This window comes from Nitrospira marina (assembly GCF_059568365.1).
Map to the genome: position 1 here is coordinate 2,887,754 of NZ_JCANTH010000001.1, position 20,610 is coordinate 2,908,363.

The following is a 20,610-nucleotide window of genomic DNA, read 5'->3' on the forward strand; positions in this document are numbered from 1 at the left end:
ACTCACAAACCAATTTTTTTTATTTCGCTTCAGTCTTGTCTCTGTAAAAAGTGTTACAAAAATTGATGTGCAGTTCACTCAGCAGAGAGAGTCCCTTTATTGCCGTGATATCACTATCCCACGACATTCCACTTGTGACAACCGGAAGGAGGACAATGTCTTCGATCCCATTGTTGGCTTTCAACGTGCCATACCCCAAGGCCGTCAGCCGATCCTCCAGCACCTTATAAATATCTTCGTGATCATCAACTACCACCCACTGTTGGCCGCAATCCTCCATCGGAACAGTTTGAATTCCACTTTGGCGCTCTGGGTTGAACCCGCAAACAGGAAATAAAATGTGTTGTCTTTCGCATCGAGAAAAAATTTAGGGAGAATGGGACATTTATTCCAGGGAATCATGGGTAAGGGCCACCGCTTTGATTTGGGCATGAACTTTCTGCCCTGGATGGAGTTGGAGGGTCGCTAATGATTTTCGGGTAATGGTGGCCAGCAAGGGACAACCAATATCCAATTTGATATCGACAAAGGGTTGCCCAGACTCGATGGGACCGATTTCCAGGACCGTGGCCTCTAACACATTCAATACACTGGTTTGAAAGGCAGGAGGGCTTGCCACAAGACTGACATCCCGGGCAAGAATTTGCACTCGTAATGATTCTCCTATGGATGAATGTTGATGGGGCACTGACAATTGACCGCCGGAAAAATTGAGAGTAGTGAGCCCGTATGGCACATCATGCTCCGCCACACGAGTGTCAATGACTGCACCAATGTGGCTGTCCGGGATGACGCGACGACTGCCTACTTGAGAAAAGACTTCAGCAAGAGGCCCGATAGCGGCCACGCTCCCCTCCTTCAACAGGATGAGAGTCCTGGCAAGTTGCACCACTTCATGCAGAGCATGACTCACATAGATAATGGGTATCCTGAACTCCTTATCCAGTCGTTGGATAAATGTCATGATTTCCCGCTTTCGTTGAACATCAAGGGAGCTGAGCGGTTCGTCCATGAGGAGCAGGCGCGGGCTGGTTAATAATGCGCGGCCAATGGCCACTCGTTGCTGTTCCCCGCCGGACAGATGGGTTGCCCTGCGTTCCAACAACGAGTCTAAACCCAGAATCGCGACGACCTGATCAAGTGAAATGCGGCGTTCCGATTCCGGTATCCGTTTCCATCCGTACAATAAGTTCGATCGAACGCTCAAGTGAGGGAACAAGCGAGGCTCTTGGAATACGTAACCAACCGGACGTTCCGAAAGCGGAAGAAAAATGTGTGTGGTTTCATCCTGCCAGACGTGCTCTCCCAGGGCGAGAAAGCCAATCGGGGACCGTTCCAATCCGGCGAGACAGCGCAAGAAGGTGGTCTTGCCGCATCCGGAAGGACCGAATACGACCGTGATCCCTTCGGCGGGTACACTCACCTTCACCTTCAGGTGAAATGAGGGAAAAACCACTTCGAACCTGGCTGTCAACTCGCTCATGAAACGTGGATAGGCAAACGGCGGTTCACCGTATAGACCATAAGAAGGACCAGAAATGAAAAGACGAGAAGTCCTGCCGACAGGACATGAGCCTGGCTATATTCCAAGACTTCCACATGATCGTAGATGGCAATAGAGAGGACCTTTGTTCTTCCTGGAATATTCCCTCCCACCATCAAGACCACACCAAATTCGCCAAGGGTATGAGCGAATCCCAGGACAATCGCCGTGAGATAGCCGCGAGAGGCCATGGGGGAAACAATGGTAAGAAATGTGTCGAGCTTTGAGGCTCTGAGCGACCAGGCCGCCTCTAACGGCTTTCGCCCGATTGCCTCAAAGGCGCTATGCAAGGGTTGAACGACGAACGGAAGCGAATACAACGCCGAAGCTATGACCAGTCCGGTGAATGTAAACGAAAGCGCGGATCCGGTTAACGCCTGTGAGGCGCTCCCGATCCATCCATGGGGACCCAATAAGACCAGCAAATAAAATCCGAGCACGGTGGGCGGCAATACGAGAGGCATGGCAACAATGGCCTCAATGGCCGTACGGGCTCGGGATCGGGTATGTGCAAGCCACCAGGCAAGCGGCGTTCCAATGATCAGAAGCACAATTACCGTCACCCCGGCCAGGCGCAAGGTCAGCCAGAGAGGCCCTAAATCCACCTCAGATAATGTCATGGCTCCCTATTTAGCATTATCACCTTTGGAATGAAAGTTCTTTTCTCAAGGGTCGATGTGGGAGTGTTTAAGGCAGTCCATAGCCGAATCGTTCAATAATAGCCCGGCTTTTATCTCCTTTGATAAAATCCAGAAATGTTCTGGCACCGGCATGATTCTGTCCAGTCCCTAACAGGACCGCTTCTTGTTCAAGTGATTCGTGAAAGGAAGTTGGCACATCCCACCGGCTGCCGCTCCCGTTGATTTTGGAATCCAATACTTGGGAAAGCGCCACAAAACCGAGCTGAGCGTTCCGCGAAAACACAAATTGAAACGCTTGTCCGATGTTTTCCCCTTGAACGATCCGATCCTTGAGGGATTCCCAAAGACCCATCTTCCTGAGTGTTTGTTGGGCAGCCCTGCCATAGGGCGCAGTTTTTGGATTGGCAATGGCCAGATGATCGAAGTGGCCCTTCGACAGGACGATTTGTCCATCCCCATGCACTAAGTTCGAATCCGGACTCCATAGGGTTAGACGTCCCACGGCATAAACAAAACGGCTACCCTTGGCCGCCAGTCCTTCAGCTTCCAACAATTCCGGACGCTCAGCATCTGCTGAAAGAAAGACATCGAACGGGGCACCGTTTTTGATTTGTGCGTACAATTTTCCACTCGATCCGGAACTGACCACAACCGTATGTCCCGTGTCTATCTGAAAATTCGTGACAATGTCGTGTAGGGTGGTCAAAAAATTTGTCCCAACGGCCACCCGTACTTCTTCGGCTACCGCTACAGAGACGAAACCCGAATACAAGACCATAAAAACCAAAACAGAGATTCGAAAAAACATCAGGCATCTCCCAACATAATAAGTGCCGCCAGATGGCTCATTTAAAAAAACAGGCTGACTCCGATAAACGACTGAGAACCTGTTCACAATCTGATGCGCATGGAAAGATAAAAATAATCCGTATCCTTGTTCCCACCCTGAGGTAGATTCGCCGAAGCCGGAAGCCGATCGAAATACGATCCTTTAAACCAATGATCGTACCCGGCATCGAAGTCCAGATTTTGGCTGACAGTCCATGACACGCGTAATTCCAGATCATGTCCCAAATAATTTCCTGACCCTCCTGTGGGATCTTCTAATAGAATCCCTCCATTCACGGCACTGCCTTGGGCCAAGTACCAGAACCGATGCTTGATGTGCATCGTGACGCTTTCGGCTGGCTTCGCAACCAGCCTCCAACCGGGAGAACTGATGTTGGATCGGAGAAATGGCCCGAAAATTCCCGTAGGCATGAAATCCCATCGCCGAGCCCCGAACAAAATATCAAAGGTTCCGCTTTGGCTTCCTCCCGGAGTCCTGGTACCGCTGGAATAGGAATACTGCACCAAAAATTGAGGGGTCCAGGGCATATTAAACGTATAGCCAACCTGGGCATTGGGATTATAGGCAAAATGATCGACCTGACCTAATTGCCCGACTTGAACCGCCCCCTCCAATTCATAATCGAATTCACCAATAGCGGGATTTTTGAAGAAGCGAAATCCGTAGGTACCATACGTTCGATGAAAATTTTTATTTTGTTGTCGTTGATCGTTGAGTCCATAATAAAAGGCATTGATATTCATCCATGGAATCTGAAGGTTTTCCATATATGCACCCCAAAACAAAAATTTCTTATTCTGCTCGTCGAGCTGAACCTCGTCCCGGATGACCGGTTCAGTGATAAAAGCACGGAATCGCCAATTATCTGGTTTCCCAATCTGCCAATGGAAACCGTCAAAGGCATTAGAAGTATTTCGGAAGTTATTGCGGGCGACATACCGACGGCTTCCCAGGTCCAGGGTCATACGACCGAAATGCAGGTCGGTTCGCAACCCGCTTTCTGCAACATTGTCTATAGTCAATGATCCGAATAACTGTAAAATATCCCATTTATCGACTGTTGTCGTATTGACAAACCCCCCAATCTGGGCTCCGTATTCGCGAGAATCTTGTCCTTCAAAGAGAAACCGGAGAGGGCCATTACCCATTCCGAAGCGAACCCTGGACCGGAGGAGCCACTGAGAATCCGTTCGCCCACCTCCAATTTTTGCCGTGGATCGCCAGGGATGACTTACACTTTCGAAGCGCGTGCGGTTTTCAATCCCTAAGTCAACGAAATCCGGCAGACCCAACGCCGCTTTCAAATACCGATTCCATTGAGTCTCTCTGTCTCGGATCAGGACGGCATCAGCCGTTTCCTTCCCATTTTTTCCATTCTGTGCTTCCGCCCGAACTTTGTTCTTTTTTATAAAATCACGAAAAGCTGAACCCTTTTCAATGGCTAAGGAAGAGGGACTCGAAGATGCCGGCTCGGCCGCCCAAACCACCGTGCAACAAATCACCATGGCCATTCCTAATCCAGCCATCAGCCCCATCAGCCAGATTTTCACATCACCTGCCTTTTCTCACTACGACACATCCTTTCTTTTGTGTCAGAATGTTCAGTAAAACAAGGCCCCTCTCCTTAAAAAAATCCTTGTGTACTGTAATTTTAACAATACTTTATGTCAAGTTTAATTGACACCGCGCGGTAACCTTCCTCAGTCATAAATGGCATGGACAATTATAAATTGCGGATGAACCTTCTATTAGTTCCGGGGTAGGGACACCGAAGGGACTCCCCCGTTGGTGGAATATCAACAGAAACCACGAGGTCTTGTTACGCAGGGAGGACACATCCCTGAGAATTCAAGAATCGAGAAGAGACAGATACTTATGAAGGCGAAGGAGACCTATTCGAATGATTGTCCTCCTTCTTTGATGTGCCGTTCGGGGTATTCGTTGCATACCCACAGATATCACCGTGTAAGACAAGGACGATCGACTTTTCCGGGAATTTTTCAGCCAGCTTTTTCAAGCCAGCTTTCGCTCGAAATTACACATCTGCCAGAGACTTTCCCCCCTCAGAGCTTTGAGTTCTCTCCCAGTGCCCATTGTTTCTCACGCCATGCCCATGGAATCTGGTACCCATCCAAACTTTTTCCCCCACGTCAAGACACAAAAGCCTGCCTGGCTAATAGCTTTCCTCTGGAGTCCACGGCACGTGCACCACATGTTTCTTTGAGTCAGCATGCCGCAAAAGATAGACCCTCAGAATTCCCCTTTCCCAGAATCGCGGAGTGGAGATCTTCATGAATATATCTTGCTGATACCCATTCACAAAAGCTAGGAGTATGACAAGAAGAACTTTCATTGTTAATAATGGAAAGCTTCTTAAAGGAAGCTGAGTTACGTACTGGTGTTGGGACGTATTTCCTTTAGAATCGGAATAATCTCTGTGCCTGACCTGATCTCGTCAGTTCCCCTAAACACCACGAGATCACCAGATTGGAGAGCGCCGAACACTTCAACCATTGAACCACTCTTTGATCCCTTTCGTACGGGGATCCATTCCACCAGGTTTTCTTTGACCAACAGCACAAAGACGTTTTCCGTCGTGGTGACAACGGCCGTGGCCGGAACAAACAGGGTCGGACGAGAACGGCGAATCGGCCAGCGGACCTCCGAAAACATTCCGGCAGCCAGCCGCTGAGGCTGGTTATCCACATCCATTTCCACGGGCATAGACCGGGTTTTAGGATCGACCGATTGAGCAAAACGAGACACCACTCCCTGAAAAGTTTCCTCCGGATAGGCTGGCACGGTAAACGGTACAGTTGCCCCTTTATCAATTGACCCGGCATACGCTTCCGGAACTGGAACGATCAATCGTAAGTGAACAATTTGCTCTAACCGTAACAGCGATGAAGTCCGACCGCTTCCCCCATCCGGTCCCACCATCGCTCCAGGATGAATATTCCGTTGTGTGATCACTCCATCGAATGGCGCCTTCACCCGCAAATACTTTTCTATTTCTTGTAAAGATTGGAGACGGGCTGTCAGGGCTTCCTGATGATGCTGGGCCAATTCCACATCGTTTCCAGCCACGATACCTGGCGTCGAGGCTGCGGCTTGAAGACGGGTATACGTGATGTTTGCCGCACGAAGTTGGGCTTCCGCTTCCCTTCTCTGCGCTTGGAACTCTGGCGCGCGTAATTGGATGAGAATATCCCCTTTCTTTACTTTTGCTCCACGATCCACGCTGACGGATTCCACGATTCCCGTGATCTTTGGGGAAAGGTCGACGCTCAAAAAAGGAAGTAGTTCCCCCGGCAGGGGAATCGTCTCTTGCAAATATTGGCTGGAAACGGCCACCACCTCGATCGAAACCGGTTGAGTACGGCTCGCGGGGAATTCTGGTATTTCCGATGGGGAAATTGTAGAGGAAGAGACTGATGGGTTCTGAGCCACACGGCCATCGTTGCTCATGACCATGATACCTCCCGCAATAAGTCCGAGTAATACCAGCCCGATTCCGATGATCTTGCGTGACATGGTTACTCCGGGTTAATTGGGAACCGTGACGTGCGAAGGTTCATAGTGGATACTCGTTGGATCATCGGGATCTAATGAAGGAGACTGAATGCCTCCTCGCTTTTCAAGAATCGCATACACGGCTGGCAAGATCAGCAGACTGGAGACGGTGGCGACCAACAACCCACCAATCACTGCCTGTCCGAGAGGGGCCACCTGCTCCCCTCCTTCCATGACTCCCAATGCCATGGGCAACATGCCAACCATCATAGCCAACCCCGTCATGAGAATCGGACGAGCCCGGCTGCCAGCCCCAACCCGAGCAGCTTCGAGCGAGGAGAGCCCCTGTTTCCGATGATGTTCGGCAAACGACACCAAAAGAATCGCATTCGCCACAGCCACCCCGGTGGCCATAATTGCCCCCAAAAACGACTGAATATTCAGTGTGGTCCCGAAAAGTGTCAGGCCAAGCACGACTCCCATCAATACGGCAGGCGTCGTCAGCAAAACCACCAAGGCGCTTCGCCAGGATTGAAAATTTGCGGCTAAGAGCAGGAAAATCGTCAGCAATGCCAGAGCTAATCCCAGTTGAAGGTTAACGAACATCTCCCTCATCGGGGCAATTTGCCCTCGAACGTCCACCCGAACCCCTTTGGGAGGTGGGCCGACCCGATTTAACGCGACCTCAATCTGTTCCGCTGCCCGTCCTAAATCTTCTCCCGTCACATTAGCCACAATCGTGACCATTCGTTGCATGTTATACCGTGCATACTCTCCAATAGAGGTTCCGGGAACGACCTCCGCCACGTCACGAAGCAAGGGTCCACGTCCCCCTTCCAACTTCACCGGAAGATTGAGCATATCCTGTACGGACTGAAATTCCGATTGGGGAATTTCCACCTGCAGCTGATAGGCTCTTCCAGATTGGGGATCACGCCAATAAATCGGTTCCACAAAACGAGTTGAGGAAGTCGCCGAGACCACCGCCCTGGCCACCTCACCTGCCGTCACCCCAAGCTGGCCCCCTCGCACTCGATCCACGCGCACGGTCAGGGTGGGATAATCCAGGGGTTGTCCAAAGCGCAGATCACGGATGGCAGAAAGATGCGAGAGTTCCTCTCGCACTCGTTCCGCATACGCCCGGTTAGCCTCCATATTCGGTCCGCTCATCGCGATTTCAATTGGGGTGGGAGATCCCATGCTCATGACCTGGGTGACGATATCGCCGCTCTCAAAGGTATAACGCGTCCCGGGAAAACGCTTGGGTAAAAGTTCCCTCAATCGTTCTTTCACCTGCTCCAGGGAAACATCGGAACCCCGGTTCAACGCCACCAACAAGACTGCTTCATGAGGTCCGCTGCTCCACATATACAGGGTATTCACCGGATAACTCGACGGATGAACTCCCACAAACCCCAGGCTAATATTTATCCGCTCAGGGCCAATTTCCTGTTTGATCGTTTCTAGAATTTCCTTCGTCAACAACTCCGTTCGTTCGACACGGGTTCCATCCGGAGCCAGAATTCGTAATTGAAATTGTCCGGTATCGACCCGAGGAAAGATATCCAACCCCAGCTTGGCACCTAAGACTCCCACGGTCGCCGTACTGAGCAGCATATAGCCGATGAGGACCAGCTTCTTATGGCTCAATGTCCAGTTCAAGGCATTGATGTACCAGGCCGGCATGGTCGGACCTCCTCTCACCTCGACCTTAAGATGCCCACCCAACAGCCACACAGCCAAAACGGGCACGAAAGTCGTGGAAAGAATGTAAGAGGCTGCCATGGCAAAGCCCACCGCCAATGCCAACGGCACAAACAAGGCTTTCGCCACGCCACTCATGAAAAAGGACGGAAGAAACACGGCTAAAATACTCAGCATAGACAGGAGAAGAGGGATCACCACTTCACCACGTGAATCCTTGACGGCCCTCCCCAGACTCTTCCCACGAGACAAATGGGCGTGCACATTTTCAATCGTGACCGTGGATTCATCCACCAAAATACCCACTGCAAGGGCCAAGCCCCCTAACGTCATAATATTGATGGTCTGTCCTGTTGCCCACAAAGCCACCACGGCGGATAAGAGAGCAAATGGAATCGTCATGACGACTATTAGGGAACTCCGCCAACTCCGGAGGAAGAGCCACACTACTAATCCCGTTAAGACCGCTCCCAGCACACTTTCCACGACAACAGCCTTTACCGCATTCGTAACATAGGTTGATTGATCGAATTCAAAACTAATCTGAATATCGTCAGGCACCGAGTCCCGAAAAGTCGGGAGCGAGGCTTTAATGCGCTCCACTACAGCCAAGGTGGAGGCATCGGCCCGTTTGGTGACCGGGATGTAGACCGTGCGTCGCCCATTCACCATGGCATAACTGGTGACAATGTCTTCTCCATCTTCCACGGTTCCCACGTCTTTCAAAAAGACCGTGGGCCCGGACCCCAGTCGAATAGGCAGATGTTCCAATTCTGTAATGTTTTCGACAACAGAATTCACAGGGGTCAAATAGGCCAAGTCTCCTATGCGGACATTTCCCGCCGGCATGAGCATATTACCCGTTCGCACGGCCTGAACCACTTCCTCCGGAGACATGCCGAATGCCCGCAACCGTTCCGGATTCACCTTAATCACAATAGTTCGAGCTGTCCCTCCAAATGGCGGAGGGGCAGACACCCCAGGGACCGCGGAAAACATCGGTCGCACTCTGAACAAGGCGAGATCTTGAATTTCTTTCAGGCTCCGAGACTGACTGGTAAAAACCAAATAGCCCACCGGCACGCTTCCGGCATCAAATCTGGAAATAAAAGGCGGCACCGTGCCGGGAGGCATAAATGCGCGGGATCGATTCACATAGGCAACTGTCTGCGCCAAAGCTTGATCCATATCCGTATCCGGATGAAAAAACAATTTCATCAATGCGGCACCCTGAATGGATCTGGATTCGACATGCTCAATGCCGGTGATATAGAGGAAATGATATTCATAGAACGAGACCAGATAGGCCTCCATTTGGGCCGGATCCATGCCACCATAGGGTTGGGCGACATAAATGGCAGGAAGTCCCAGATTCGGGAAGATATCAATGGCCATCCGTTTGACAACCAGATATGAAAATAAGGCCATGGACGCGACCAGCACCATAATAGTCACAGGTCGACGAAGGGCAAAGAGAAGCAGCTTCATTTAATGGCCGGGTGAAGAAGGGGAGGGCCGCGCAAGCCGTAAAATTTCTGACAGCTCGCCCTGAACCCCGGATAAGGCCAACAAGGCTTTCCACACGCCAAGGCGCGCGCGCGCATCATCCACGGCGGCCTGAACTACCAGCCGTTGGGCCTCAGAGACGTCCACGACTGTGGCTAGGCCGACTTTAAATTGGGCGGCGGCTTGGGCTTCCGTCAAGCGAGCGGCTTGAAATTGGATGGGAGTGTTTTCGGCAATGAGTTTGGTACTCTCCACAAGCGATCGAGCCTTCACCTGCTGCGCCGTCAGCTCTTGAATCACACGATCGTAGCGAGCCATTTCCGCCAGATTGCGATAATGCGCCTGTTGTTTTTGCGCCCGGATGGTTGAAAAATCCAACAGGGAAAAGGTCGCCGTCAGACCAACCGCCCAATTCGGCACATCCGGTAATAACCCGTCCCCTCCGCCACCTCGATTCCCCTGATTATCCCATCCGCTACCACGGCCGAAAAAGCTGCTCTGCAGGTTGAATTTCGGTACCCAGGCCTGCGCCAAGGCTTCTTCCCGTTTTTTGGGAATATCGGCTGCGGCCTTTTGGACTAATGCCAAGGGATGCTGTGAGGGATCCCTTTTATCGGAGACAAATCCTTGAGGGAAGGCTTTCAGCACCTGATCTCCGATCGAAATTTGACCACCAGCTATCCCGAGCACCTGAGCCAATGTGGCCATTTGTGATCGTTCAACCTGCTCTGCTTCCAATAGGTGAGTGCGTGCAACCGCCGTCTCGGCTTGAGCACGGGATCCATCAACTCCCGCCCGCAATTGATTACGGACGAGAACCTCGACGGTCTTAGCAAAAACAACCCGACGTTCCAAATTGGCTTGTAGGGCCTGGCGAGCCTCCTGGGCCATGATGACATCGATATAGGCGTCTCCGACAGCCAATGCCACTTCAAGCTGGGTAAGGGTGATAAAGGCTTTCGAATGACGCTCCATGGTCTGGGCGGTACTCACCTGGGCCGACCGCAAACCAAAATCGAAGGGTTCCCATGCCAGCAGAATACCGGCCGCACTGCCCCAGCTACTACTATAAGCACTTCGTCCTAGATCAGGGCCGGAAATCGGTTGGAAAAAAGAATTCGGAAAAAACATCCCGGAAACATTATTAAAGGTCGAGCGAGTCCCTTGAACGCCGATTTCCACCCGTGGGAGATAGTTTGTCTCTGCCAAATCGATGCCGGATTGAGCTTCCTTTTGCTTGGCCAAGGATTCCCGCACCGCGGGATAATGATTCAAGGCGTATTCAATGGCTTGCAGCAAGGTCAGGTGAGTGGGCAACTGTTCAGGCTGTTGAGCATGACATGCTTCTATGACCACATGAAAACAAAAAAAGATTGCCAGAAAAGTTGGCAACAGATTCATTGAGGTGTCCTTCTTATTGATGATTATGGTGACCATTGACCATTTACGTGTTGAAGAATGTCCCAGGATGGGGCTAGATAAATTTGGAACACTTCTTCTTTTCTCATCCTTCCTGTACACCCTTCGTCCATCTCAGGGAATTGATTGGTAACTGTTTCCAGCAGTCTCCTTTCGTCAAATCGTTTCTCGATTCATGACCTCTTCTGTTAGTTCTCGAATTTGCTGTCTGGCTTGAGCTAAGGCCTGTCGGCCGGATCTGGTGATAAGGTAGGTTCTTCGGCGGCGTCCTGATTGAAGCTCCAGTTGGCATCGGAGATATCCTGCCGCTTCCAATCCGTGCAATGTTGGATAAAGGGTGCCTGGACTCAGCTGGTAACCATGGCTAGCCAATTCCTGAGCCAAATCAACCCCACAGACGGGCTCCTCAGCGGCATGGTGCAGAATATGGATTTTGACGAAACCTAGGAAAAATTGGCGCACCATGCGCCGAGTAGGCTCGTGATTACTGGTAGGCATAAAGACTGTTAGGGAAATAAGCTTCTGTTATCGTTTACCGATATCGATTTTCGATACTATTAGCCGAAATTCCCTAATTGTCAAGATGGTTATTACACGTCTCATTCGCAAGAGTGAGAGATAACAAACAAAACTAGATCATCTCGGCCATTGAAACATCTAGCTTCCCCGACAGAATTGGAAAATATTGGGCCATGACTGGGTAATTGGCGCTCCCCTCAAAGAAATTTAGTCAGGGCCCTATTAATATCCGGTCACAATAATGCCCCTCCACTACAAACCCTACCTTAATAGCAACCATCCTCAAAGGATACGATGCCTGTTCTTGAGCTATGGCTTGTTTACTTTCTTCCCCTGATTATGATGCTCTCTGATCATGAGAGGTTTATTTCAAGACCCTGTCTCTTTGGTACCCAGGCGCCCCTTCAGCATCTTTGGCAATACGTATACTGTGTTGGCTTATGTCAGGCCATCCAGCATTGTCCTATCTGCGTGAGTTAGCACCTACTCGTCCCCTTCTTCTCTTCTTTTTTTTTAACGTCTTTGCGCGCCCCATATCGACATTGTAAGAGAAAATCGCGATCTAATGGTAACGTTATCAAAGATACCCGTACCCGTCGTCGGAGTAGTTATGAAGGTGGCCAAAATCCCGGGCTTGTGGGTTTTCTGCCCAAAATGTTTGGCAGAGGAATGCCATGACGTTGCCTTGCCCCTTTCTATTGTTGCTTTCGTTGCGCGACTTCAATGCCAAGTGAACACTTTCTGTGTATTGCTCATTGGGGTTCCTGGTCCTTAGTTTCACCCTGGCAATTTTTAACTTTTGCTGAGCCTGTAGAGATGGTATTTTTGAGATATGATAACCGGCATGGTCGCTCTTAATGGGTCAACATAGGGAGATGTTCATATGAATTGTCTTTTGTTGCGCCATGGGATTGCTGTTAATCCAAATGAATGGGACCGCTCTGAACGGGAACGCCCTTTGACCAAAGAAGGTATGGCCAAAACTGAACAGGTCGCTGCAGGGCTCAAACGGATTAGAGTGAAGCCTACACACCTCTTGTGCAGTCCATTAATCCGTACGCAACAAACGGCTGGGATAACCAAAGAGGTGCTACAGACCACGGCGACGATTCAGCTTTGCCCTGAGCTGGTATATGACCAATCTCCCATGCTGCTTTTCGCTATTTTACAAAGATTGCCAGAGGATGCCTTCGTCATGTGCGTCGGGCATGAACCTCATCTTGGCCAAACAGCCGCATTAATGATTTTTGGAAAGAACAGCTCAGGCCTTTCGGTCAAAAAGGCTGGAGGCTGCCTGATTTCTTTTGATGGAAACGTCGGAGTAGGACGGGGAAATTTAGAATGGTGGATGGCCCCTGCGCAGCTCAGAGCGCTACGCTAGGGGCCTTGTGCACGACACAATATTTACCACTCGTCAACCTTTTTAACAATAGATCAATACGCTTTCGATGCCATGATTTTCAATCGGTACATTGGGTAAATACGGATCCTTAACTTATGAGCCCGCAGGGCGCGCCATTCCCATTTTCACCAGTCCATTGACAAAGACGCCTTCTTCTAGCAGAAAAACCGGGGAATCGATTTTTCCTTCCAATGTCGCTGGGGCCAGCAACTGTATCTTCTGTAAAGCGACGAAGTCCCCACGAAGAGGACCCTGTGCGACAATGTCCTTAGCCTTAACGGTGGCTTCAAGTTTGCCATCTTTTCCCACCTGAATCAGATCACTCCCATAAATTTCCCCTTCAACAAATCCATCGATTCGCGCCATCCCCTGGACTTTCAATACACCGCTCAATCGGCACTTTTGGCCCAAATACATTTGATAACCTTCCTCTTCAAGTCCAACCGTTGAAACTTCCAATGCGCCTGTTTGATAGGATTCTGCCATAACTCCTCCTTATGGTTACAATACCGCGTATTGTGTGAAAGGGAACCCGCGACTCAATCTTTGAACACGTCAGAGTAAAGGGAGCGATGCGAAAGGAACCATCCCCAAATTGAGGGACCGTTGAGGCAATTTCAGACAACCAATTTCTTGAGACGAGGTCGATGGGACTGTATCCACAAAACCGGGCAGGCCAACAGAACTACAAAAAAAACAAACAGGGGAAAGAAAGAAACGGTATGCCCTAACGTCAAGATTCAAGGAACAGGAAATCTTAACCTATCAATTCAGCAAAAACAGATTCCTGATGCGACCTGCCAACAGATTCTGGAGACTCACAGAAAATGAAGCAACACCGAACAACTAGAAGACTGCGGACAGCAGGAGGTAAAAAGCCACGGCTAAGAATGCCGAACCGGGAAGTGTAAAGACCCACGCATAGGCAATTCTCCTGGTGACACCCCAACGAACCGCCGACAATCGATTCACCGCCCCCACGCCCATGACTGAAGACGTAATCGTGTGAGTCGTGCTGACAGGCAATCCAATATGGGCCGTAACCATCAACACGACACCCGCCCCGGTTTCGGCGGCGAATCCATGGACAGGATCCAACTTGGCAATTCGCATTCCCAGAGTTCGAATAATCTTCCACCCTCCTAGGGCCGTTCCCAGGCCCATAGAGAGTGCGCAGGAAATAATAACCCATTTGGGCACTTCCGCAGAAGGAATATGTCCGGCAGAAAGCAAAGCCAAGGTAATGATTCCCATCGCTTTTTGTGCATCATTGGCTCCATGACTCAAAGCCATAAACCCCGCTGACAACAATTGAAGACGTCGAAACAACCTCATAGCCCTTCCTCGCGAAGCCCGAAAAAATGCCCAGCTCAACCCGACCATGAGTACAAAGGCCGCAAGAAACCCCAATAAAGGAGAAGAGACCATCGCTTCCATGACCTTTATCAATCCGGCACCCTGCAACACCTCGACACCACCATGAATAAAACCTGCACCGACCATGGCTCCAATCAAGGCATGGGAGGAACTGGAAGGCAACCCCATATGTAAGGTAATAAAATTCCAAACGATAGCTCCCCCCAATGCGGAAATAATGACCACATCATTGATCGCGGCAGGATCGATAATTCCGTTTCCTACCATTTTAGCTACCGCGGTAGACATAAAGGCCCCGATCACATTCAAGACACCGGCAAAAAGAACAGCCAAGGTGGGGCTCAGGACCCGAGTGGACACGACGGTGGCCACGGCATTGGCACTATCATGCCAACCATTTGAAAAATCAAACAGAAGTGCGAGGCCGATAATTAGAATGAGAAGTATGCTGAATTCGGCCACAGAGGTGCTTTGGGAGGGGTATCAGAAAAATCGGAAAGATTTGGCTAAGACGTCATCATCCATGCTTGAGTGCGATCCGTTCCAGGACATTCACCACATCCTCACACGAATCGGTACCCATCTCAAAATTCTCATAGATCTCTTTCCACTTCATCACCGTCTTGGGATCCGCTTCCTCTTCAAATAACCGGGAGATCGCTTCCCGGCTCACCCGGTCAGCTTCGTTTTCCAAGCTATGGACTCGAATGGCACAGTCCTTCATATCCCAGTTTTGATGACGAAGAAGATCAATCCCTTTCCCGACTTCTAAAGCGGCATCATGAAGGATTTCGGACAACTTGAGTGCCGTGGGCGTCGGGTGGTCAATTTTAAACACCATGAACAATTCGGCCACCGCATCAATTTCGTCCAGAATATCATCGAGCGCGCTGGCCAATGCGTGAATATCTTCCCGATCTAACGGGGTAATGAACGTTTTATTCAGTTTATACACAATGTCACGAGTGAGATCGTCACCCTTGTGCTCCAAATTTTTGATGTGTTGAATTTGTGTATGCGGTTCATCAAAGGACTTCATTAATGCTTTCAAGCACTGCCCTGCTTCCACGACGTTTTGAGATGCTTGCTCGAATAAATCAAAAAACCCGCTTTCCCGAGGCATAAAACTAAACATAAGGATTCTCCTTAAACTGGAAAGCGCAGAATGGTCAAATCTCGTCTATGGACTTTGCAGGCCAGGAACCACAATTTCCAAGCCGAAACCAGGTTAGCCTACCGGTTATTCGTTTTTTTTGGTGAGCAGTAATGATGGATTGACCCGCCATGATCCACAAGGAGAAGTCGACACACACAAACCGCAGCCCGAAATTTTAACCTATGCTGGGGACTTCAAAATGCGCAAGTATCCCACAAATGCCCGAACAATTTCCAGAGAAGGGTTCACACATAGAATGACCGACTAGGCGACAGTTTTCATGGCAATGGGAGCCGGCTTTAATTCAATCCGACAATGGAAGGTTTTCTCAAAGAGTTTCATCCTTCGTTCCGTTGTCCATAATTCCAACTCCGGGTCATAGCGAAAAAATACATGGAGGCGCAGAGGCTTCCCGGATTCAATGGAAATTTTCCTGATCACAGAAAAATGACTCCGATCCAGGCCATCGGCAATTCGTAAAATCGCACTGAGACATGGCACAACTTTTCGCTGATCGCGATTTAAGAGTCGAAATCCTTTATGCCTGATCGTTGGTTGGCCCCGTCGATGATATCGCGCCACGTTGGCCATAATGTTTACTTCTTCAGACGAAAAACCGGGAAGATCGGCATGGGTTATCAAATAGTAGGTGTGCTTGTGGTGTTTGTTCTCTCTAATATGATGCCCAATATCGTGAAGTAAAGCCGCATATTCCAACCACTCCCGTTCCCTGTCGCCAAGTTGATGGAACGCTTGAGTCTGATCGAACAAACTTAATGCCAACTTCGCCACATGATGCGCATGGTTTTTTGGATACTGGTATCGTCTAGCCAACAATAAGACCTGACGCCGTCGAATATGGGGAATTTCTTGTTCCGCCCGTAACCCTTCCTGATGTTGCTGGATGAAATCATAAATGACCCCTTCCCGAATCGCTTTATCACTAATACGCGCTTGTTGGACCCCGATACGCTCCATAAGTATACGCAACACCAACACCCCGGAATACAGCGTATCCACACGCCTGGGGTCCAGGCCGGGTATATTCAATCGCGTCTGTGTATCTTTTGTCCGCAGCAGTCTTTCAACCTCTCGAACTTCATCTATCTCAATTGTGGCCATATCAATTTGGGAGAGTGGCCGTCCGGTCCTAGACAAATAAATGATTTCCGCGAGATTTCCCGCCATCCCCGATGTGGCCACAAGTTGATTAAATTGAGATTCACGTTTCTTTGATGGCAAGGATTTCTTCAATGTTTGACTGACCAGATTTTCCAGACGTTGGATCATTTTTTTATCAGGAACATCTGCCTTGAGAAATTGATCCTTCAACCTGATCGCACCTAATTTGAGACTTCTCACAAATTTTAAGCGCCTTGGTGTACAAGCCATCAACTCCACGGAGCCGCCCCCGATATCCACAATCATGGCGGGAAAATGGTCGAGATCCATACTATTCCTGACGCCTAAATAGATGAGGCGGGCCTCTTCCTCACCGGTGATGACCCGCACCCTAAGACCAAGTTCTTTGCGAACGAGCTTTAAAAAATCCCCTCCATTTTTTGCCTCGCGGACCGCACTGGTGGCAATCGGTAAAATAGGATCAAATCCCTTATTCTTTGCCAGCATGGAAAACCGTTTTAGGACGGTCAATCCACGGTCCATGGCCTCGGGGGACAACCGCTGAGATGTAAAGGTTCCATCACCTAACCTGGCCATATCCTTAATACGGTCGACAATCTTGTAAGAAAATCCTTTTCCAATTTCGGCTAGAACCATGTGAATGGAATTAGTTCCAATATCAATAACCGCGAGCCTTTTCATGTGGCTGAACTCCTTCAAAAATAGATTCGGTTTTACCCGTTCATGCCCACAGAGATTCCGTGGTCAATACCGGTATCAGATGTTGCAAGAAGGAAATCTTCAGGAAGGGACAGAACTATCATGAATGATATAAATACGATACCCCACACCCCAGACAGTTTCAATAGTGGGGCCGTGATCGCCCAATCGCTGCAGTTTTCGCCGGAGGCGGACTATATGAGAGTCTACGGTCCGAACTTCGACAGTGACCTACGGTCCCCAGACGCGGTTCAAAAGATCCCGGCGATACAGAGATCTGCCATCGCTATGACCCCGAAAATATTAAAAGGAGAGTTCCCGAGTAAGATGTTGAACGAGCAAACGGTTCCCAAATACGGCATCAACCTTTCCGGATACCTTTGAGGGACGAAGGGTTGCCGCCCCTCCAGCCTCCTCAATTAATACCTGAGTAGCCAGGATATCCCACGGGTTCAAAGCTGGATCCACCATTGCGCCAACGGCTCCACTGATCACCAGGCCATGCCCAAAACAATCGGTATACCCTCGCACATACCCGGACATTCTTAACAGTTGATGATAATCCGCCTCACGATTCACACTGGAAAACTGAGCAAAATCGCCCACTCCGATAATGGCCTTATCAATGGGAAGATCTTCGGGAAGGTGCAAGGCTTTTCCTTGTCGGGTGGTCCCTTGTCCCCTGGCCGCGGCATAGGTGAGTCCGAGCATGGGAAGATGAATCACTCCAAGGACAGGAAATTGTTCTCGAGTGTCAACCAAGGCGATGATGGTACCGAATAACGGGATCCCATGGATAAAGGAACGTGTTCCATCGATAGGATCCACGACCCATTGCCATCTCGTTCCCGTTCCCTGTAACCCTTCTTCTTCACCAAGAATATCGAGAGGCCCGATTGCGGCGTTGGAAAGCAAGTGACTGCGGATGAGTGCTTCCCCCTCTTGATCGGCTTGAGTCACCGGTGAACCATCGCTTTTTTCTCTGATACGGAAATCCTGCTTTTCAAAATAGGCACGAATCGGAACAGCCGCAACGTGGGCCGCCTGGACAGCTGTTTGCAACAATTGAGTCAATTGATTATTGGGCAAACCTTTATACATCAATTATTCTCCTGCGTGTATTGAACCCCACTTTTCCTCTGGTAGTATATAGAAATTCATTATTTGGTGACACAGTTTCTCTCGAATTCTGGATCACAATACGTTTTCTCACAGTCATATGCAGACTCAATCACCCATCACGTGCAACAGAGCTTGCAGGAAAGAGATACCCGTTTCCTTAGATCAAGTGTGCTCAAGAACAGCTCCCTGTGATTACCAGAGCATGAAGGTGGCCGTATAGGCCCTACAAGGAACACCAGCACATTTATCATGTTTAGATAAGTAGTTACGCGAAAATTTCACACTTTCTTGCGATCCATTCAGGTAAAATGAGACCGATTATTTCCTTTTTTTTTATTGGTTTTCTGAGAAAGTCGCACTTTCTTATGTTTTGGAAATCAACCCAATCCCGTGAAGAATTGATTCAAACGGCCCACCGCCCACTGAATATTGCAGGATGAGTTGCCATGCCATGGAAAATTCACCAGGCGATTGAAAACGAAATTAAGTTTCGGATTCCCCCCGGCTTCCAAATCCCTCCCGACATGGGGGAACCGATCCCGTCCCGCGTGTTCACATCCACCTATTTTGACAGCGAGCACCATCGACTCGGTCAATTGGGTCTGACACTCCGAAAACGAGTGGAACAAGCCCATGGGGTCTGGCAATTAAAGATACCCAGCGGTGCCGTTCGAGTGGAGTTGAACATTGATTCCGGCAGTCGCAGCATTCCCTGGGAATTTCAGGACTTATTAACGGCTTTTTTTAGAAAACAGGAGGTCATTCATCTCGGGAAACTCCGGACAAAGAGAAAAGGGGTACGCATTCAAAAAGACAGCCAGGCCATCGCTGAAGTCGTCCAGGACTCCGTCGCCCTCATCAAAGACAAAAAAATTGTGCATGCATTCCAGGAAGTAGAGGTTGAACTTCAGGAAGGCACAGCCGCTCAACTCAAGCCTATCATGAAGATCTTGCTTCATGCCGGGGCAGAGGAGAAACCATTACAACCCAAGATTTTTCAAGCACTACAACTTCCCTATCCGCTTACACTCGAACTCAGTGATCCTTCAGCCCCACCGACAGAACATATTCGAGAAAGGCTCCATTCCCAATTCCTTCAGATGTTGCAGCATGATCCTGGAACCCGCTTGGGTCGGGATAGCGAAGCACTCCATCGCATGCGAGTCGCGACCCGGCGCATGAGAGCCATCATTCGAGCGGTGCGTACCTTTCTCGCACCCGAATGGACAGAGCATGTCCGCCAGGAGCTGGGATGGGTTGGCTCTTTGTTGGGCGAAGTCAGAGATGGGGATGTCCTTTTGGAATCATTTCGTCAAAATTTCCATGACCTCTCCATACAAGAACAGCCTGTCTTTCAATCGATTCTCAAGAAATTTGAAGATCAGAGGTCTATGGACCGTGCCAATCTTTTGGAGGGATTGCGTAGTGACCGGTATCTCAATCTCCTGAATCATCTTGAGGATTCACTACCCCGGTTACCGTTTCAGCCGTCTCCACTGACGATTACGGAATTAGCAAGAAAAACCTTTCACAACGTTCAGGATTTTGTGAATGTCTCAAACAGCTTGTTCCCGAAAACTGAACTGCATCGCACTCGAATACTTTTAAAACGCGCGAGATATGCCCTTGAACTCGCCGAGCCCTTGCTTGGCAAGCGTGCCAAACGGTTTCTTGAACAAGCGAAATACACGCAGGATCTTCTGGGACACCATCAGGATGCGGTGGTTGCTGAACAACGGCTCCTCGCTATCAAACAGCACTCCCGGGCAACCGGCATAGCCTATGTCACCGGACTGATGGTCGAACGGTTACGCAACCAGCAATCCCAGGTGTATCAACAGTTCCCGAAACAGTGGCAAAAGCTTCAAAAACATGGGAAAAAGCTATAAAGCCTTATGCCACAAATCCTCCTTGACCGTTTACGTCGGCATAGACCCGTTTTATTGGACTGACGATGATGGGCCTGAATAACCTCAATCAGGTAGAATGACTCTTCATCCATAACAGGCATAATAG

16 protein-coding genes and 1 pseudogene are annotated in these 20,610 nt (G+C 49.7%); 2 read left to right on the plus strand and 15 right to left on the minus strand.

The annotated features are described in order from the left end of the window. Positions 1-19 precede the first annotated feature (19 nt). The 9 genes from LX98_RS12195 to LX98_RS12235 form a co-directional block, all read right to left on the minus strand. Complete coding sequence (locus LX98_RS12195; RefSeq protein ID WP_496429162.1) at positions 20-280, minus strand: response regulator; 261 nt, start codon at positions 278-280, stop codon at positions 20-22. A 105-nt stretch (positions 281-385) separates the two neighbouring features. Then, a complete protein-coding gene (modC, locus tag LX98_RS12200; RefSeq protein WP_496429163.1) occupies positions 386-1,483 on the minus strand; it encodes a molybdenum ABC transporter ATP-binding protein in 1,098 nt (365 codons plus the stop codon). Further along, positions 1,480-2,163, minus strand: a complete 684-nt coding sequence (gene modB, locus LX98_RS12205; protein WP_496429164.1) for a molybdate ABC transporter permease subunit — start codon at positions 2,161-2,163, stop codon at positions 1,480-1,482. Before modB ends, modC begins: the two co-directional genes overlap by 4 nt. Before the next feature lie 67 nt (positions 2,164-2,230). Continuing rightward, positions 2,231-2,992 carry a molybdate ABC transporter substrate-binding protein gene (modA, locus tag LX98_RS12210; RefSeq protein ID WP_496429165.1) on the minus strand — a complete coding sequence of 254 codons (762 nt, stop codon included), beginning with the start codon at positions 2,990-2,992 and terminating at the stop codon, positions 2,231-2,233. 83 nt (positions 2,993-3,075) lie between these two features. Continuing rightward, positions 3,076-4,584, minus strand: coding sequence for an alginate export family protein (locus LX98_RS12215; RefSeq protein WP_496429166.1), 1,509 nt, complete (start codon positions 4,582-4,584; stop codon positions 3,076-3,078). Positions 4,585-5,422: 838 nt separating this feature from the next. Beyond that, the gene (locus LX98_RS12220) at positions 5,423-6,568 is read right to left on the minus strand and encodes an efflux RND transporter periplasmic adaptor subunit (RefSeq protein WP_496429167.1); all 1,146 of its coding nucleotides are present in this window, start codon (positions 6,566-6,568) and stop codon (positions 5,423-5,425) included. Positions 6,569-6,580: 12 nt separating this feature from the next. Continuing rightward, entirely contained in the window at positions 6,581-9,739 is a 3,159-nt protein-coding gene (locus LX98_RS12225) for an efflux RND transporter permease subunit (RefSeq protein ID WP_496429168.1), read from the minus strand. After that, complete coding sequence (locus LX98_RS12230; protein ID WP_496429169.1) at positions 9,740-11,158, minus strand: TolC family protein; 1,419 nt, start codon at positions 11,156-11,158, stop codon at positions 9,740-9,742. Positions 11,159-11,332: 174 nt separating this feature from the next. After that, positions 11,333-11,641: a helix-turn-helix transcriptional regulator gene (locus tag LX98_RS12235; protein ID WP_496429170.1), complete on the minus strand. Its 309-nt coding sequence runs from the start codon at positions 11,639-11,641 to the stop codon at positions 11,333-11,335. Positions 11,642-12,578: 937 nt separating this feature from the next. Between LX98_RS12235 and LX98_RS12240 the strand changes: the two genes are divergently transcribed. Further along, positions 12,579-13,076, plus strand: coding sequence for a histidine phosphatase family protein (locus tag LX98_RS12240; protein ID WP_496429171.1), 498 nt, complete (start codon positions 12,579-12,581; stop codon positions 13,074-13,076). A gap of 114 nt (positions 13,077-13,190) precedes the next feature. On the opposite strand, the gene LX98_RS12245 is transcribed toward LX98_RS12240, so the two are convergent. The 6 genes and pseudogenes from LX98_RS12245 to LX98_RS12270 all read right to left on the minus strand — a co-directional run bounded on the left by LX98_RS12245 (position 13,191) and on the right by LX98_RS12270 (position 18,573). Beyond that, the gene (locus LX98_RS12245; protein WP_496429172.1) at positions 13,191-13,583 is read right to left on the minus strand and encodes a polymer-forming cytoskeletal protein; all 393 of its coding nucleotides are present in this window, start codon (positions 13,581-13,583) and stop codon (positions 13,191-13,193) included. Positions 13,584-13,943: 360 nt separating this feature from the next. Then, positions 13,944-14,936, minus strand: coding sequence for an inorganic phosphate transporter (locus tag LX98_RS12250; RefSeq protein WP_496429173.1), 993 nt, complete (start codon positions 14,934-14,936; stop codon positions 13,944-13,946). A 55-nt stretch (positions 14,937-14,991) separates the two neighbouring features. After that, complete coding sequence (locus LX98_RS12255) at positions 14,992-15,609, minus strand: DUF47 family protein (protein ID WP_496429174.1); 618 nt, start codon at positions 15,607-15,609, stop codon at positions 14,992-14,994. 285 nt (positions 15,610-15,894) lie between these two features. Further along, the gene (locus LX98_RS12260; RefSeq protein ID WP_496429175.1) at positions 15,895-17,454 is read right to left on the minus strand and encodes a Ppx/GppA phosphatase family protein; all 1,560 of its coding nucleotides are present in this window, start codon (positions 17,452-17,454) and stop codon (positions 15,895-15,897) included. Positions 17,455-17,553: 99 nt separating this feature from the next. Continuing rightward, positions 17,554-17,685: pseudogene (locus LX98_RS12265) on the minus strand (winged helix-turn-helix domain-containing protein); the annotation flags it as partial. 90 nt (positions 17,686-17,775) lie between these two features. Further along, positions 17,776-18,573, minus strand: coding sequence for an inositol monophosphatase family protein (locus LX98_RS12270; protein ID WP_496429176.1), 798 nt, complete (start codon positions 18,571-18,573; stop codon positions 17,776-17,778). A 467-nt stretch (positions 18,574-19,040) separates the two neighbouring features. Between LX98_RS12270 and LX98_RS12275 the strand changes: the two genes are divergently transcribed. Beyond that, on the plus strand, positions 19,041-20,483 hold the full coding sequence (locus LX98_RS12275; RefSeq protein WP_496429177.1) for a CHAD domain-containing protein: 1,443 nt from the start codon (positions 19,041-19,043) through the stop codon (positions 20,481-20,483). Positions 20,484-20,610: the final 127 nt, after the last annotated feature.

Excerpts from the sequence above, each read along its gene's own strand:
- LX98_RS12220 (WP_496429167.1), bottom strand. The coding sequence starts at position 6,568 with ATGTCACGCAAGATCATCGGAATCGGGCTGGTATTACTCGGACTTATT.
- LX98_RS12245 (WP_496429172.1), bottom strand. The coding sequence starts at position 13,583 with ATGGCAGAATCCTATCAAACAGGCGCATTGGAAGTTTCAACGGTTGGA.
- modC (WP_496429163.1), bottom strand. The coding sequence starts at position 1,483 with ATGAGCGAGTTGACAGCCAGGTTCGAAGTGGTTTTTCCCTCATTTCAC.
- LX98_RS12240 (WP_496429171.1), top strand. The coding sequence starts at position 12,579 with ATGAATTGTCTTTTGTTGCGCCATGGGATTGCTGTTAATCCAAATGAA.
- modA (WP_496429165.1), bottom strand. The coding sequence starts at position 2,992 with ATGTTTTTTCGAATCTCTGTTTTGGTTTTTATGGTCTTGTATTCGGGT.
- LX98_RS12270 (WP_496429176.1), bottom strand. The coding sequence starts at position 18,573 with ATGTATAAAGGTTTGCCCAATAATCAATTGACTCAATTGTTGCAAACA.
- LX98_RS12230 (WP_496429169.1), bottom strand. The coding sequence starts at position 11,158 with ATGAATCTGTTGCCAACTTTTCTGGCAATCTTTTTTTGTTTTCATGTG.
- LX98_RS12225 (WP_496429168.1), bottom strand. The coding sequence starts at position 9,739 with ATGAAGCTGCTTCTCTTTGCCCTTCGTCGACCTGTGACTATTATGGTG.
- modB (WP_496429164.1), bottom strand. The coding sequence starts at position 2,163 with ATGACATTATCTGAGGTGGATTTAGGGCCTCTCTGGCTGACCTTGCGC.
- LX98_RS12255 (WP_496429174.1), bottom strand. The coding sequence starts at position 15,609 with ATGTTTAGTTTTATGCCTCGGGAAAGCGGGTTTTTTGATTTATTCGAG.
- LX98_RS12235 (WP_496429170.1), bottom strand. The coding sequence starts at position 11,641 with ATGGTGCGCCAATTTTTCCTAGGTTTCGTCAAAATCCATATTCTGCAC.
- LX98_RS12195 (WP_496429162.1), bottom strand. The coding sequence starts at position 280 with ATGGAGGATTGCGGCCAACAGTGGGTGGTAGTTGATGATCACGAAGAT.
- LX98_RS12260 (WP_496429175.1), bottom strand. The coding sequence starts at position 17,454 with ATGAAAAGGCTCGCGGTTATTGATATTGGAACTAATTCCATTCACATG.
- LX98_RS12275 (WP_496429177.1), top strand. The coding sequence starts at position 19,041 with ATGCCATGGAAAATTCACCAGGCGATTGAAAACGAAATTAAGTTTCGG.